Origin of the sequence: Frigoriflavimonas asaccharolytica, from assembly GCF_013294015.1 — a bacterium.
Lineage (GTDB): Bacteria > Bacteroidota > Bacteroidia > Flavobacteriales > Weeksellaceae > Frigoriflavimonas > Frigoriflavimonas asaccharolytica.
Genome location: NZ_JABSNO010000006.1, coordinates 58,444 through 75,240 on the forward strand (window position 1 = coordinate 58,444; position 16,797 = coordinate 75,240).

Annotated in this window: 12 protein-coding genes; 6 read left to right on the forward strand and 6 right to left on the reverse strand. The window is 32.5% G+C overall.

From position 1 onward, the window contains the following. Window positions 1–56: 56 nt before the first annotated feature. Complete coding sequence (locus tag HNQ03_RS05410; RefSeq protein WP_226927433.1) at window positions 57–2,864, reverse strand: GH92 family glycosyl hydrolase; 2,808 nt, start codon at window positions 2,862–2,864, stop codon at window positions 57–59. A 121-nt stretch (window positions 2,865–2,985) separates the two neighbouring features. Between HNQ03_RS05410 and HNQ03_RS05415 the strand changes: the two genes are divergently transcribed. From HNQ03_RS05415 to HNQ03_RS05430, 4 genes are all read left to right on the forward strand, one after another. After that, window positions 2,986–4,092 carry an Mrp/NBP35 family ATP-binding protein gene (locus tag HNQ03_RS05415; RefSeq protein ID WP_173778652.1) on the forward strand — a complete coding sequence of 369 codons (1,107 nt, stop codon included), beginning with the start codon at window positions 2,986–2,988 and terminating at the stop codon, window positions 4,090–4,092. An 11-nt stretch (window positions 4,093–4,103) separates the two neighbouring features. Beyond that, window positions 4,104–4,352, forward strand: a complete 249-nt coding sequence (locus tag HNQ03_RS05420; RefSeq protein ID WP_173778653.1) for a NifU family protein — start codon at window positions 4,104–4,106, stop codon at window positions 4,350–4,352. Between the two features lie 221 nt (window positions 4,353–4,573). Next, a complete protein-coding gene (locus tag HNQ03_RS05425) occupies window positions 4,574–7,576 on the forward strand; it encodes a zinc-dependent metalloprotease (RefSeq protein WP_173778654.1) in 3,003 nt (1,000 codons plus the stop codon). A 206-nt stretch (window positions 7,577–7,782) separates the two neighbouring features. Beyond that, window positions 7,783–8,223: a hypothetical protein gene (locus HNQ03_RS05430; RefSeq protein ID WP_173778655.1), complete on the forward strand. Its 441-nt coding sequence runs from the start codon at window positions 7,783–7,785 to the stop codon at window positions 8,221–8,223. A 191-nt stretch (window positions 8,224–8,414) separates the two neighbouring features. Here the strand turns inward: HNQ03_RS05430 and HNQ03_RS05435 are convergent, their stop codons facing one another. The 5 genes from HNQ03_RS05435 to HNQ03_RS05455 all read right to left on the reverse strand — a co-directional run bounded on the left by HNQ03_RS05435 (window position 8,415) and on the right by HNQ03_RS05455 (window position 13,865). After that, the gene (locus tag HNQ03_RS05435) at window positions 8,415–8,921 is read right to left on the reverse strand and encodes a hypothetical protein (protein ID WP_173778656.1); all 507 of its coding nucleotides are present in this window, start codon (window positions 8,919–8,921) and stop codon (window positions 8,415–8,417) included. Between the two features lie 118 nt (window positions 8,922–9,039). Beyond that, window positions 9,040–10,203 (reverse strand): tetratricopeptide repeat protein, encoded by a 1,164-nt coding sequence (locus tag HNQ03_RS05440; protein WP_173778657.1) that lies wholly within the window; start codon window positions 10,201–10,203, stop codon window positions 9,040–9,042. A 113-nt stretch (window positions 10,204–10,316) separates the two neighbouring features. After that, window positions 10,317–10,634: a hypothetical protein gene (locus HNQ03_RS05445; RefSeq protein ID WP_173778658.1), complete on the reverse strand. Its 318-nt coding sequence runs from the start codon at window positions 10,632–10,634 to the stop codon at window positions 10,317–10,319. A 126-nt stretch (window positions 10,635–10,760) separates the two neighbouring features. Beyond that, window positions 10,761–12,911, reverse strand: coding sequence for an endonuclease MutS2 (locus HNQ03_RS05450; protein WP_173778659.1), 2,151 nt, complete (start codon window positions 12,909–12,911; stop codon window positions 10,761–10,763). 456 nt (window positions 12,912–13,367) lie between these two features. After that, on the reverse strand, window positions 13,368–13,865 hold the full coding sequence (locus HNQ03_RS05455; protein ID WP_173778660.1) for a hypothetical protein: 498 nt from the start codon (window positions 13,863–13,865) through the stop codon (window positions 13,368–13,370). 345 nt (window positions 13,866–14,210) lie between these two features. Between HNQ03_RS05455 and hemN the strand changes: the two genes are divergently transcribed. Both hemN and HNQ03_RS05465 read left to right on the forward strand, forming a co-directional pair. Further along, window positions 14,211–15,653 (forward strand): oxygen-independent coproporphyrinogen III oxidase, encoded by a 1,443-nt coding sequence (gene hemN, locus HNQ03_RS05460; protein WP_173778661.1) that lies wholly within the window; start codon window positions 14,211–14,213, stop codon window positions 15,651–15,653. Window positions 15,654–15,852: 199 nt separating this feature from the next. Then, window positions 15,853–16,719 (forward strand): hypothetical protein, encoded by an 867-nt coding sequence (locus tag HNQ03_RS05465; protein WP_173778662.1) that lies wholly within the window; start codon window positions 15,853–15,855, stop codon window positions 16,717–16,719. Window positions 16,720–16,797 lie beyond the last annotated feature (78 nt).

Here is a 16,797-nt window from a genome sequence, read left to right on the forward strand (position 1 = left end):
CCAATTGAATATTTTTTCGTCATTGTTGATAGTAAGTTTTGATGTGCAAATTTAAATTATCTCACCTCAATTTCATCAATAAAAATAAAAGCATCGCCACCAACTCCTTGATGCCAATCTGGTAGCTTTCCAAAATTGTAGGCTTTTACTTTTATAAATCTTGTCGTTGTTGGTAATAATTTTGCAACAATTTTTTTAATGCTTATGTCGTAATTTTTCGCATCTACTTCATTGTTAATCGTTTCAATTAGGAAATATTCTTTATCGTTTCTGGAGGCATAAAATTCCACTTTTGAAGGCATCAAAATCCATGAGCGAGAATCTTGCAGAAAATTCGCAGAAATCTCTGAGATTTCCTTTTCTTTTTTCAAATCGATCACCGCTTCAAAATCTTGCGATTGATAACCTTGCCATTCGCCTTTTTTCCAATTTTCGTCGCCGTAAATTCCGTCTATCAAACCTTCATCTCCACCTGCAGTATATTGCGAATTGTATTTTGAATGGATGTTGATAGAATAATTATTGGGTTTTTTGTAGAAAGTTCCAGAAATGGTATTGCTTTGTCCGTTTTTATTTTTCACATAAGCTTGAATTGTTGAGGTTTCATTAATGAAAAAAGCTTCTTTATATTTAACAAAAGTTCGTTTTTTTGTAGAATAGTCAAAGCCTTTTATACTTTCTAAAAAGTAAATTTCATCATGAGGACTTTCAGAAAAAAGGTCAATTTTTAAATTATTTTTAAAAGATTTGCTTTCTGCTTCAATTGTAGGAACTGGAATAATGACCGGATAGATTTTTAAGCCACCAAAATTTTTATCAAAGTTGTTTACTTTAGCAATAGATTCTGCAATATTTTCTAATTTTCCTTCACCAAAATTAATTTTCCCATTTTTAAAATAAGGTTCCACACTTTCCCATTTATCTAAACCTGGGGTAACTTGATAAATTCCCATCGAACTTAAAACATACCACGCAGACATTTGTCCGCAATCTTCATTGCCGATCAATCCATCTGGGGAATTTTTGTAGAAATTTTCTAAAATATAATGAACTTTTTTCTTCGTTTTGTTGGGTTTTCCGATGTAATTATACAAATAAGCCATGTGATGACTTGGCTCGTTTCCGTGCGCATATTGCCCGATTAATCCCGTAACATCCACTTGTTCTCTTCCTGTCGTTTTACTTTCAGAATTAAACATTTCGTCTAATTTTTGTTCAAATTTTGCATTTCCACCAAAAGTTTCTATCATTCCAGAAATATCTTGCGGTACGAAGAAAGTATATTGCCACGCATTTCCTTCCGTATAATTATTATTCACTTCTCGCGGATCAAAAGGTTTTTCCCAACCGCCATTTTTCTTGGGTTGAATGAAACCCGTTTTATAATTGAAGAGATTTTTCCAATTTTGAGAACGTTTCATGAAGTATTCGTAATCAGAATTTTTATTTAAAATTTGCGCCATTTGTGCAATGCACCAATCGTCATAAGCATATTCCAAGGTTTTAGAAACGCTCTCATGATCGTCGTCTATAGAAATAAATCCGTTTTCTTTGTAGGCTTTCAATCCCAAAACATCTAGCATTGCAGAACTTTTGCTCGCTTCAAATGCTTTTTCATAATCAAAACCTGTAATTCCTTTTGCCATAGCGTCTGCAATCACAGAAACAGAGTGATAGCCTATCATACAATCGGTTTCGTTGCTGGCTAATTCCCAAACTGGCAATCTTCCACCTTGTTCGTACATTTTCAGAAATGTATTGATGTAATCTGCGGTTCTTTTTTTATCAATTAAAGTATAAAGCGGATGTGCAGCACGAAAAGTATCCCAAAGTGAAAAGACGGAATAATAATTAAAACCTTCTGCTCTGTGAATTTTATTGTCCATTCCGCGGTATTTTCCATCTAAATCTTGTGCAATATTGGGTTGAATCATGGTGTGATACAGCGCAGTGTAGAAAATCGCCATTTTATCTTGATCCTTATCTTTCACTTCAATTTTAGAAAGTTCTTTGTTCCAAAGATTTTCTGCATCAGCTTTCACTTTTTCGAAATCCCAATGTTTTATTTCTGTTGAATTCAATTTTGCACCTTCAAAACTTGTGGGCGAAAGTGAAACTTTTACGAGAATTTTCTCGCCTTTTTTGACTTTATTAGAAAATGCCACCTTAATATTAAATCCCTTGTAACCAGTATGCATTGTTCCAATTTGTGGTATGCTTTCTTCATATCCTGTACTTTCAGGCATTGGTTTTGAAAATTCGATTCTAGCATAGACATATTGATTTTGCGCCCAAGATTTGCTTCTTCGCAAAATTTCAACAGTTTTATTATCAATAATTCTTACTTCGCCTTCCAATAATTCATCCCGATGATTTAGATCTAAAATAATGTTGGCATTTCCAGCTTTATTAAAAGTATATTCGTGAAAACCAACTCGGGTAGAAGTGGTTAAACGAACATCTATATCGTCATCATCTAATTTTACGGAATAAAATCCTGCGCTTGCTTTTTCATTTTCATGAGAAAATTTTGAAGAATACACTTTGTTATCAAAACTCGGTTCGCCCATAGTTGGCATCAACATGATATCTCCAAAATCTGAAACACCAGTTCCGTTGAGATGTGTGTGCGAAAACCCGTATATCACATTATCTGAATAATGATAACCAGAACAACCATCCCAACTACCATCAATTCTGGTATCTGGCGAAAGTTGCACCATTCCGTGTGGCACAGTTGCACCAGGAAAAGTATGTCCATGTCCGCCAGTTCCGATGAAAGGATTTACGTGTTTTGCGAAGTTTTGAGCGTTAGAAAAAATCGAAATTATAATTAATAATGTTGTAGAAATATATTTCATCATTTAATTTTTTTAAATTTAATAAAATTTCATTTAATAATTTGCTGATATAGATTTGTTTTTAATCATTCTAAATTACAGAAATAAATCCTTAAATTTGTGGTATCAATTTATTATTAAAATTATGATTAATAAAGAAAAAGTACAAGCTTTTCTAAAAGAAATAGAAGTAGACGATTTGGTAACAAATCTACAATTGATGGGTGGAAATGTATTGATAGATATGGTTGCACATTCTCCAGCGATGCATGAAAAAAAGAAATTAGAAGTTGCAATGAAGCAAGCCTTTTCTACAGAATTTGGAGATGAGGTTGTTTTAAAATTAAAAATTACTTCGCCAGAACCTACGCAGATTCAACAAAGCCAAATAAAAGGAAAACAAATTCCTGGAATTACCAATATTATTGCCATTGCCTCTGGAAAAGGTGGTGTAGGAAAATCTACTGTTGCCGCAAATCTTGCAGTTACATTGGCCAAAATGGATTTTAAAGTTGGACTTTTAGATGCAGATATTTATGGACCATCTGTACCAACAATGATGGATACAGACGGACAAAAACCACTTTCTGTAGAAATTGACGGCAAAACAATGATGCAACCTCTAGAAAATTACGGCGTGAAAATGCTATCAATCGGATATTTTTCTGGTGCAAATCAAGCAGTAGTTTGGCGTGGACCAATGGCCAGCAAAGCTTTAAATCAATTGATTAGAGATGCGAATTGGGGAGAATTAGATTTTTTATTAATAGATCTTCCCCCAGGAACGGGCGATATTCATTTATCAATCATTCAAGAAGTTCCTGTAACAGGAGCTGTGATTGTAAGTACACCACAACATGTTGCTTTGGCAGATGTGAAACGTGGAATTGCAATGTTCCAAATGGAAAGCATCAATATTCCTGTTTTAGGATTGATAGAAAATATGTCTTACTTTTCTCCTGAAGAATTGCCAGAGAACAAGTATTATATTTTTGGGAAACAAGGTGCACAATATCTAGCAGTAGATTTGAATATTCCTATTTTGGGAGAAATTCCATTAATACAAAGCATCCGAGAATCTGGAGATGTAGGTAGACCTGCAGCTTTGCAAGATGGTAGCAAAATTCAAAAAATCTATGTAGATGTTGCACAAAAAATGATTGAAAGTTTGGTAGAAAGGAATAAAAATATGCCACCAACAGAAGCGGTGAAAATAACCACAATGGCTGGTTGTGCGCCAAAAAATAAATAGTAAAAAAATTGATGAACGCAGAAATTACACACGAAGAAACTGTAACCAAAGTTTTAGCAGCTTTGGAAAAAATACGTCCATTTTTGGTAAATGATGGCGGAGATATAGAATTAGTAAGTGTATTAGATAATAAAGTTTTAGTAAAACTACATGGCAACTGCAACGGTTGCCCAATGAGTTTCTCTACCATAAAATTAGGAGTTGAAAGTACCATAAAACAATATGTACCACAAATAATAGAAGTTATTAGTATAAATTAAACACTTAGATATTTATTACTTAATAATTTCTAGTGCTGATTAACATAAATATTATGAAGCCGTCTCATAACTTAATGAGACGGTTTTTTTATATAGTTTTCTCACGGATTGCGATTTGATATTTGTACTTAGATATGAGAATATTATTGGGTTTAATTGATTATTAAGACGCTTTCTTTATTAATTCTATTTTTTTTGTGGTAAATTTGAAAAAAAATACCATGAAAATATTATTACTTTTTCTCAGCTTTACGTGTAGTTTATTTTTTTCCCAAAGTATTTCTGAAAATGAAATTCCAGGAAAAGTATTTCCTATTTCTATATCATCTTTGCAAAATAAGGTGAATTTGCAAAAAGCTTCTACAAAACCGATTAAAAATATAAGCATTGCTTTGCCCAATATTTCTGGTAACCTGATAAAGTATAATTTAACAGAAAACAATCTTACCGAAAAAAGATTGAACAATCTTATTACTTTTGATGGAGTATCAGAAGATGGTTTTTCTACATTAAAACTATCACTTTTTAACGATCGTTTTGAAGCTATAATTAAAAATAAAGAGGGTTTTTTCTACATAGAACCTTACGAAACAAGTGCCGGAAATTACAGAGTTTATCCTGCATTTGCAGATTTTGGAAAGAATTTTACTTGTGATATTTCTCAAGATGAAGATATTCTGAGAGAATTAAATACCATCAAATCTAGTTTGATAGCAAAAGCCTCTGCACCTAATTTTCCTTATGGAAATCAAATGAGGAAATTTAGAATGGCAATTGCAACAACTGGAGAATTTACCCAAGCATTTGCTGGTAATCAAGATAATGCGTTGGCAGAAGCTGTGACCATGATGAATCTCATCAACCTCATTTATGAATCTGAAGTTTCTATTTCTTTTACTATAATTGCAAAAACTACCGATAAAACTTTAATTTTTACAAATCCTAGTACAGATCCATTTACGGTAGATCCTAGTTTTGCTAGTGCGGCAAATTCGCAAACTGGGTTTACAACTTTAAACACAAACGGAACTTTAGCCTATTCTTTGTACGATATCGGGCATACATTTAATGTGATTACTTCTGGTGGAGCACAAGGTCAAGCTGGAACTCAACCCTGCTCAAATACTGCAAAAGCAAGAGCATGGAGCCAATGGACATTAACTTTGCCAAAATCCATCACCGCAAATCTTATTGTACATGAAATGGGACATCAATTCGGTGCAGGTCATACCTACAACGCAGTTGGTGGTAGCTCTGGAAGTCCAACATTTTGTACTTCTGGCTGGAGCAGTATTTCTGCAGTAGAACCTGGTGCAGGAACTACAATTATGAGTTATGGTAACAATTGTACGACGCCAGATAATCAAACAAATAGTGGGAATAATGGTTTAAATTATTTTAATGCTAAAAGTTTAGATCAAATTACAGCTAATTTAGTAGCAAGTGCGACATGTTTTACGCTGCAAAATTCCTCTAATGTTGCTCCATCCGCAAATGCAGGTTTGGATATTACAATTCCGAAAAACACACCATTTTTCTTGAGAGGAATTGGTACAGATTCAAATGATGCCAACCTTTCCTATACTTGGGAACAAGCAAACAATGCATCTGCGAATGATAAAGGATCATTTGGTAATTCGATATCTGGTACTGGTGGATATACGGCCAATAATAGCACCGCAAGTGCACCCTTGTTTAGATCTGCACAAAGTACAGCTAATGGGGAAAGAAATTTCCCGAGATTGCAATTTGTTTTGAATAATGCCAATGTTCCGCCAATTGCAGAAGCAGAAGTTTTGCCAGCAGTTGCGAGATCTATGAAATTTAGATTTACAGTAAGAGACAACAATGCCCAATCTGGTGGAGTAGACTCTGATGAAATGACCGTAACAGTATCAAACAATGGTCCGCTGCAAGTTGCGTATCCAAATGCAACCGGAGTTTCTGTAGCTGCACAATCTTCCCAAACAATTACTTGGAATGTAAATGGTACAAATGCTTTGAATGCGAACGTAAATATTTTGCTTTCTACAGATGGCGGAATCAGTTATCCGTATCAATTGGCCATGAATACACCAAATGATGGCACACAAACTGTAACAATACCAAATTCGCCAGCAACTTCTACAGCGAGAGTAAAAGTGGTAGCGGTTATTAATCCAAATGCAGAATACTTTGATGTCTCTGATAATAATTTTGCCATTACTTCTATTTGTAATGCCTATAATTCTTACATAAATCCTACTTCTACTGTGAGTACTACAGTTGGATCTGCGGAAAGTAATTTGAATATGGTGGCGCCACCTGCCGCAGGAAATTCTTTCACTGTAAAAAATGTAGATTATTCTACAGCAACAAATAACAATGTATATGCGTATAGTAATAGTACTTACACTACATCTACGTTGGCCGCTAATAATTATCCATCTGTACAATATAGTTTCAGGGTTACAAATACAGGAACTTATACTTTTACTAAATCTTCAGGATTTTTAATTTTAAGCATTCATAGTGGTTCGCCGTTTACTGCAAGTAATTTTGTAGGATCCAATGCTTATTCAACTGGATCAGCAGGAAGTTATTCTTCTCAAACTTCTACACAGAGTCTTGCATTGACTGAAGGAGTTACGTATTATGCTGTCCTTTGTAATTTTTCAAACCCTGCAAATACTGCCACATACACTATTACAAGCAATGGACCAGGTAGTTTATATGATGTAAATGCTTCTCCTATTGGAATTTCCTATAGGTTTATAGCCATTAATACTGCAGATTCTAAAATAAAAGCAGTAAGTACAACAGCAAATTTTTCTTCCCTGCCAATTGGCACTTACAATGTTCAAGGTATTTCCTATCCAACTGCAACAAATAGTGCTAGTTTTGTAAATAGTACTTTAGCAGAATTAGCAACTAACGGAATTTGTTTTGCAACCAGTGGTAATAATAGAACTTTGCAATTAAACCAAGTTTTGGGAACTTTTGAAAGCCCAATTTTGGCTGAAGAATTTATACTTGCACCAAATCCTGTCGGAAATTACCTTAGTGTAAAAACCAAAATGAAAATTTCAAATTATCAAATTTTTGATATGGCAGGAAGATTGATTCAAGCTAAAAACTTTGCAGGAAATAGTATTGATGTAAGCAGTTTACAAACAGGAACTTATTTTATTTCATTATTAAATGAAGGTAAAGTGCTTCATCAGGAAAAAATAATTAAAAAATAAATTTTAACTAAAAAAGCCATCGTTTAGATGGCTTTTTTTTATCTTTCAAGTATCAAATCGCAATTCCCAAATTGGTAAACAATTGAAAATGATCAAATCCTTAGAAAATTTTATCTTTTGACATAAACACCAATGTATATAAAGCGATACCATAACTCGTCTCGGCAGTATGACGAGATAACCTTTAAAAAAATAAATATCTACCTATGAAAAAGTTGTTTTTATTATTTGCCGTGTTTTCTTTTGGTTTACTTTTTAGCCAAAATCAACAAGAATTTATTTTCAAATTCAAAGTAAAAAAATGGCAGAAAGAATTTAAAAAGCACCAAAAGAATAAGGAAAAAGGAACATCTATTTTAAATCTTTTCGATACCAGTGGTAGAAAAATTAATTTTGACGTACAAGAAAAAAATATTTCGGAAGTAAAGATGAAAGATATTCTAAACGTAAAAGGAAAATCATTAGACCATAGCAAAATTATTACTTTAACGCTGTTCCCAAAATCTATGAGCGGATCTTATCTTGAAAATGGCAGACAGTATTTCATAGAACCAGTGAAGGATAAGTGCAATACCTACAAAGTGTACATCAATCCTACAATTGATAAAGATGTTGAGGTTGGACAATTGAAGGATTTTGTGGAGTAAATTTTGTACTAGGAGATGCCACTGAGAAAGAATTTAACCAGTATATTTTCAACTGAAAAATAATTTTGTTTGGCATTATATTAGAAAATCTTGTATAAACTTATAATTATGCTCCATCGCTCAAAAATTTAAAAATAAAAAGTCGCCTAAATGTATATTCAGGCGACTTTTATTAATTAAAAATTAAGTTATTAATTCACTTTGTAGGGTACTGTTGCTCCGCATTCAGTTTCTGCAATTTTTTTATAGTAGAGTATACTTTTTTCATTACCTTCTACTTTCACAGAATAAGTGTTGTCGCAATAGAATTTCATGATTCTTGTTCCGTTTAACGCTGGATTTGGATTTGCACCTTGTACATAATTAAAAGTGTAACTGCCATTTGCCAATTTAGCCCAAACACCAGTACTTGTAACTACAGTACCATATTTATCTTTAAATGTTCCATCTGCTGCAAATTCTAGGATGATTTGAGAGTTTGGTCTTAATGTTTTATACCATTCTTGCTTTGTAGTCCAAGCAGAACCTGTCCATTGATCTAGCACTGTTTCTTCTTTTTCATCTCTATAATTTTGCCATTCACCAATCACTTTGGCTGCCGCTTCAACTTGTTGTACTTCTGGCTCTGCTATGCTGTCTTCGGTTCTGCAACTGATTATTGTAATTGCTGCTAATAATAATAAAAATACTTTTTTCATAATAAGGTTTGTTTTAAATTGTTAATATCATTTGTTGATACACAAATATCAAAAATAATACCTAAAATAACTTCACGTCTGTACGTGAAACTACTATTTCACAGCTATAAGTACAATATTAATGAGCTGAAGAGCGTCTAATAGCATCTGAAAGAAGAGCAATTTTTTTGTACTTAGAATCCTTTATATCAAAATATTCATACATTCTTCGGAGCGACGAGCCTATACCGTCTACGCTTAGAAATGCTTTTTCGGCAATTTTTTTATTGGTAATTTCTGGTTCTTCTAGTAAAATATTCAATACTTTCCAATCGGTTTCATTTAATTTTCTCTCTAAGGTTTTTTCTATTTTTTCTCTATCAAGCTCAAATTGTTTAGAATCTACCACTAAATTAGAACCAGCATTTGATTTCATATCTTCCAATTCTTTTAGTAAGATATTTCTCTTTTTCAAATTTATTTTCAATCTACCTTTATAGTAGAAGATAATAAAACCTATCAAAATTCCAGCAGCTGCTATGAGTCCCAATGTAGATTGCAATTGTTTTTGTTCTAATGCTGCTTGCTCTTTCTCAACTTTCAATTTATTTTTATGAATTTTTACTTCATAATCATTTTTCACAGCTTCTCTTGCCACCGCAAAACTGTTTTTTTCTATTTTCACGCTATCCTTATAAATGTTCAGCTTTTCATACATTTTCAAAGATAATGCTGTATTTCCTTCTGCTTTGTAGCATTTGTAAAGCAACTCATACAATTCTATCTTGGTTTCTTTGCTTGTTTTAGAAGATATTTTTGTACTGATTTTTTCGGCTTTTATCCGGGCTTCTGTGGGATTATCTTCAAACAGGATTTTCGTTAGAGTAATTTCTGCATCCAATTCATTATCTTTCAATCCCAATTCTTTAGTCAGTGCAAGGTTTTTGTCTGCATAAGATTTAGCAAGTGTTTTTTTATTTAATTTTAAATAAATATTCGCTAAAGTACCATAACAGGAGACAATAAAAAATTTTTCGTTTTTTATCTGAAATATTTTTAGTGCCCTTTGGTAATAATCTTCCGCCTCTTTGTATTTTTTTTGGTCATAGTTTGTTGAGCCAATATTTAAGTAAATTACACCCGTTCTTTTGTCTGCAATTTTTGTTTTATCTAGAATAGCCAGTGCATTCTCGTAATATTCCAAAGCCAAATCATAACTTCCTATGATTAAAAACACGCTTCCAAGACTGGTGAGCATATGGGATTCTCCTTCTCTATCTTCTTCTTTTTGATAAATTTTCAAAGCAGTAGAAAAATATCAAGTAGCGATTTGGTATTTCTGACGATAGATATATACATTTCCAATATTCCCAGCGATACCAGCTTGCATAATTGGATTTTTCAATTGTTTTGCAATTATTTCGGCTTTTTGTACTCCTCCAAAGCTAAATCTATTTCACCTTTCAATCTTAAGATATTGCCTTTTCGTTTATGGGCTTCAAATAATTTCTGCGGGTTTTTAGTTTTCTGAGCAAGCGTAAGATAGTATTTCAGAGATTGCAATGCAGAGTCTGGTTGCGCTTGGTTGGTATGGTCGTAGTATTTTTCTAATGCATCAAGCCTTACAGAATCCTTCAATGTCGCATTTTGCCATGTCTTTTGCAAAGTTGAGTTGCTCTGCGCAATACATAATTGAGCAAAAAAGATCAACAAAATATTTAAACAAATTTTCATAAATCGTGAGATAATTTAGAACAAATAATTGGTTTAAATATCTAGTTCTCTAAGCAAGGTAATTATTTAGGCGCAAACATTCAAATTAATTTTTCTTGTAGCAGCGTGTAAAAGCAGAATTTAATTTTAAATTCGCTCCAATTCTTCCACAGAAATCACCGTTTTGAAAGAGCCGTAATTCACAGAAACTTTGTCGTTTTTCTGTATTTGTTCTATCGTTCCTACGCTTGTGCTTCCTTTTATTCTTACCCGTTGCCCAATTTTTAACCACAAATTTCGGTCGGTTTCTTTTTTTATTTCTTGTTGCAAATTGGTTTCTGCAATCTGCTCTTGCACATTTTCTTTTTTCAGCTGTTGCGTAATTTTCCGCTTTACTACTTGCAATTTTTTACTTTCGGTTTTATCTTCTCCAGATCTGCGGTATTTTTCTTGCTCCAAAATTTTCACAAAATCTTTCACCACATCTTTTCGAGATTTCCCTTTTACGTAAGATTCTATAAAGGTTTCAACTTTGTTTCCAAATTGCAACTTGCGATGCTCATCTTCATATAATTTTTGAAAATTGTGCAGTTTTTGCTGCATTTGCTCATTCAGTTTCTGCAGATTTTCTGTCTTGTTTTGGGCACTGTCTTTCTGTACAGCCAGATTGGTTTTAATTTTTTCTACTTCAAATTTTTCTTGCTGAAGCCTTACAATCGTTTTATCTAGATTGATGATGTCATGCTCCACTTTTTGTTTAGCAGATTTAATAATGAATTTTGGAATTTTATTTTTTTCCGCTACTTCAAAGGTAAAAGAACTTCCAGCTTGCCCAAGTTCCAATTTGTATAATGGTTCCAGCGTGTTTTCATCAAAAAGCATGGCGGCATTTTGCGCATTTGGGAGTTGCTCCACCACAATTTTGATGTTGGTGTAGTGTGTTGTGATGATGGCGAAACTCTTTTTATCATAGAAAAATTCCAGAAATGCTTCCGCCAAAGCTCCGCCCAATTCTGGATCAGATCCTGTGCCAAATTCATCGATGAGAAGCAAAGTATTTTCATCGGCTTCATCTATTATTTTCCCCATTTTTTTCAATCTGGAAGAATAAGTAGATAGTTGATTGTCAATAGATTGATTATCTCCAATATCCGTCATTAATTTATCAAAGAAAAACATCTCAGATCTTGCGTGCACCGGAACCAAAATTCCACTTTGCAACATCAATTGCAGCAAACCAACGGTTTTTAAAGTGATAGATTTTCCACCAGCATTTGGTCCAGAGATACAAATAATTCGGTTGTGTTCTGTAAATTTAAGCGTTTGCGGAAAAATTTGCTTTTTGTTTTCTTTATTTTTAATCAATAAAAGCGGATGAAAAGCATCAATCAATCTCATTGTTTTATGCGGATTGATTTTTGGCAAAACGCCATTTATCTTTTCAGAAAATTTTGCTTTTGCTCTGGTCAAATCCAGATCATAAATATATTCTTGATAATCTGAAAGTTGGTATTGGAATACAGAAATTTCCCAGGTTAGTTTTCGTAATATTTTATCTACTTCTTTGGCTTCAGCTTCTTCACTATCTCTTAATTTAAAATAATGACTAACCACATTTTCTGGTTGCACAAAAGTGATAGAACCTGTTTTAGATAGTCCTAAAGCTCTACCAGCAACGCGTTTTTTGTAAGCAGATTTCACCGCAAGAACTCTTTGTTCATCGATGATGCTTTCTCTAATGTCGTCTAGATAACCCAAATTTCCATAAGTGACCAAGGCTTTCCCAAAATTGCTTTGAATAGATTTTTTAGCCGAAGAAATTTCTGCTCTCAAAGTTTTTAATATGGGGGAAGCTTCATTTTTAATTTCTCCAAACCTATTGAAAACGGCATCAATTTTCTCAATAATAATTTTTTGAAAATCTAAAGCAACGGCTTCTTCATTCAACAAGGGAAAAATTTCTTGCAGCGGTGGGAAGAATTTTTTTAATCTTCCTATTTGCTCGGTAATGCTTTTTATTTTGATAAAAGAAGCGCTTTCTAGCCGAAAATTCTCAATTTGCATGAGGTTGAGTTCGCTTTCTATATCGCTGTATTCGTTGAAAGGGATGATGTTTTCGCTTTCGAAAGAGGTGAGAAATTCTGAAGTTTTCTTAAGAGAAATTTCTGCAATATCTTGCGGCATTGGTTGAATTTCCAAAATTTTTTCTGCAACTTTTGGCGAAAAACAATAGGGGGAAATTTGTTGCAACAGCAAATCAAATTCTAATTCTTGAAGGTGGTCTTTATTAATATGCACAACGCAAATTTAATGAATTTTATATCAATTTAGATTGCTAAAATTGAATTCTTTAGCAAATTTTTACTTCAAAATTTTTTCTGTTTCACCGAATATAGATTCGACAATTTTTAGTGATACTGTTTTCATTGTTCAATATATAATATGATAATGGTCTATCTTTTTTTGATATCATCATTAGTGCTAAATTATTTTCTAATCCACTTTTTCAAATTTGAAATCTTTGGAAAAGTTTTTTTTCATAAAATGATAAAGATAGTAAATATAGGAAAAGTAGTTTGGTGGAAAGTCGGGAGACTTTTGCAGTAAATTTTTATAATAATGTTGGGTATTTCTGTTGGCGGGGACTTTTTATAAAAAGTCTTCGTAAATATAACAAATTGAACAATTAGCAACAATCTTGATGATAGGAACTTCCACCCCGCTAATAGAAATATCTTGTTATGCGGCGTTTTTTTAATCCTGATAATTCTCAATGAAGTGGTAAATTTTATTATTTGTTTTATCAAAAATTAGAATATTAGCGTAAGGATATCTATTTATTGAATAATATTCCAAAGTATTTTCATCTCTAAAAGTCGTAAAGAAACCAAGTTCCTGATATATATCTGGAAATTTGGATTTAATAAAGTTTAATTTTTCTTCTATCATTTGCTGGTCAGTAAACGTATAACTCTCGTCTGAAATTTCTGGATGATAAGTTTTTAAATTGTTTAAATATTCTAATACATTCTCTTTCTCAGCATCATATATAATAAAACATTGATAAAAACCACCAAGAAATTCAATTCTTTTTCCTTGTTCGTTTTTAACTGTAAATGTTATTTTTTCAGTAAAAATATTTTCTAATTTCACAGAATCTACTGTAGTTGAAGATGAAAACAATTTTTCTACACTTTTTTTCCATAAGATAGTGCCTGCGTTAGACGCTTCATTTTTTAATTTTTGAATCACATAATTTTCTTTTTCTTCAATTTTTGAACAAGAGAAAAATAGTATCAAAATTATTGGAATTGTTTTTAATAAACTGGTTTTCATAAAATGTCGCATAACTCACTTATATGTATCATAAAGTGATACATATCTACCTTCAATCAGGTGTATATGTATGACAAGTGTGATACTTTATCTATTTACAAATATATAAATATATAAATATTTCATTACAAATCATCCTACAGACTTTTTGTTTGCTGCAAACTATTAAATAGAAAATGCCTTCCTACTTTATGCAATTTAACTGGAATTAATCATTTGAAAATCAGTTTTAAAAAATAAATAATTTCGTAAATTCGCAAGATGAATTCTCTAATAGACAAATACAATATTCCTGGTCCGCGTTATACTTCTTATCCAACCGTTCCTTATTGGGAAGAAGATGGTTTTACGACAGGAAAATGGCAAAATTCTGTGATCAGATCTTATAATGAATCCAACAATGCAGAAGGAATTTCTATCTATATTCACTTGCCTTTTTGCGAAGCATTGTGTACGTTTTGTGCCTGTCATAAGCGAATTACCAAACAACATTCCGTAGAAACGCCTTACATAGAATCTGTGTTGAAAGAGTGGGATTTGTATTTGAATTTACTTCAGAACCAAAAGGCAAGTATCAAGAATCAAGAATCAATTGATGAGAATCATGCGTCAATTATCATTAATCAGTCATCAATCATTACTCAAAAACCTAAACTCAAAGAACTTCATCTCGGTGGAGGAACTCCAACGTTTTTCTCGCCTGCAAATTTGAAAATTTTTTTAGAAAGACTTTTTGAAACGGTAGAAATTGCAGAAAATCCTGAGTTCTCGTTTGAAGGTCATCCCAATAATACCACCAAAGAGCATTTGCAAACTTTGTTTGATCTTGGTTTTACAAGATGCAGTTTCGGAGTGCAAGATTATGATCCTATCGTGCAAAAAGCCATCAATAGAATTCAACCATTTGCGAATGTAGAAAATGTAACCAATTGGGCAAGAGAAATCGGATACAAAGGAATTTCCCATGATTTAGTTTTTGGATTGCCGCATCAAACTTGGGAAAAAATGGAATTTTCTATCCGCAAAACTTTAGAATTGAAACCAGATCGATTGGCATTTTATTCTTACGCTCACGTTCCTTGGATAAAAGGTGTTGGACAGCGTGGTTTTGATGAAAACGATCTTCCTAAACCAGAAGAAAAGCGAGAGATTTACGAAAATGGTAAAAAATTATTAGAAGATTTGGGTTATATAGAAGTTGGAATGGATCATTTTGCTTTGGAACATGATGATTTGTACCAGTCTTTGAAAAATGGAAACATTCACCGAAATTTCATGGGCTATTCTTCTAGCAAAACCCAATTGATGATCGGTTTGGGAATGTCTGCAATTTCAGATTCTTGGTATGGTTTTGCGCAGAACGAAAAAACAGTAGAAGATTATCAAAATCGAGTAGCAAAAGGTGAAATCCCCGTTTTCCGTGGTCATATTTTGACCGAAGAAGATTTAAAAATCCGCCAACATATTTTAAATATTATGTGCAGATTAGAAACCTCTTGGGATTTAGAAACTGCTTTTCCAGAATTAGAAAATTCATTAGAAAGATTGAAGGAAATGCAAGATGATGGTTTGGTAATCATCAATGAAAATAAATTAGAAATAACGGAGCAAGGAAGAGCTTTCACAAGAAATGTTGCGATGGCTTTTGATCTTAAAATGCTGAGAAAGCAACCAGAAGCGAGATTGTTTTCCATGACTATTTAATCATAAAATTATAAAGTAACTTTACTAAAATAATATACATTGCTCGAATTAATTTATTCGAGCATTTTTTATTTCATGATTAAATACGACAGTTGCCTTATTGATTTTAACTAATTTTTGTCCGAAATTTGAAGTATCGAAATCAAAATTTATAAAAACATAAATTAATAAGAAATTATAACTTTTAAAACTAAATATCATGAAAAAATTACTATCCTTCTTTATCCTATTCTCAATGTCAATTGTAGCATTTGCAGCTACTAGAACAGGATATTATGCTTCTGGACAAACAAAGGCTACAATTTTGCAATCTGTAAAAAACTTCGAAGCAGATATGTTAACTTACAACTACAAAAAGCTATCTGAAAGAAAAGCAAATCCTTCAGATTATACACAAACTTGGTCTTACGTAAGTGCAGGTTCTACCAGCGAAGCAACGATGCGCTATCAATTTTATGATGACAGGGTATTGGTGACGATGACGGATGCAGCTTTTATTTCTAAAGAAGGTACAAGATTGGTCTTACTAGAAAACGATCCTACAGAAGTGAAGAGAAAAGTCTACGAAAGTTTAGAAAACGTAATGGTTACCGTTTATTTTAAATACCTGCAAGTTTCTGAAACCAAAGTTGCAAATTCTTCTAACAATGTTACGCCAACAACTTCTACACGAGCAACGTATGATATGATAACGGCAAATTACTTAGGTACAGATACCAAAGATGCTGCAAAAAAATTCTCTGCAGAATATGTAGATGTAGTTTTGAAAAAAGCCTATGCTGTAAATTACATTACTTCTTCCACCGCAGACAATCAAGAGATAAAATATACTTTGGAAGACGAAAGTGGAGTAGCCACAATTTTAGTAACCTACCAATTTCGTGATAAAGATTTTACCATAAAAATTAAATCTATCAACTATTATCACAAAGGAAATAAGACCAATATTGTAATTTCGAAAGAGAGTTCTACGGAAGCTACTTCTAAATTTTACAATTTGATAAAAGATTATTTTGTAGATAAAAACGCCAATTATATTGCACCAGGAAGTGTATCTGAAAAATAAATATAATTTCTCTAATTATTATTAATTTGCTGTAAATGCATTGTTTTATATTAAATAATGCATTTTTTAGTTGTGAAA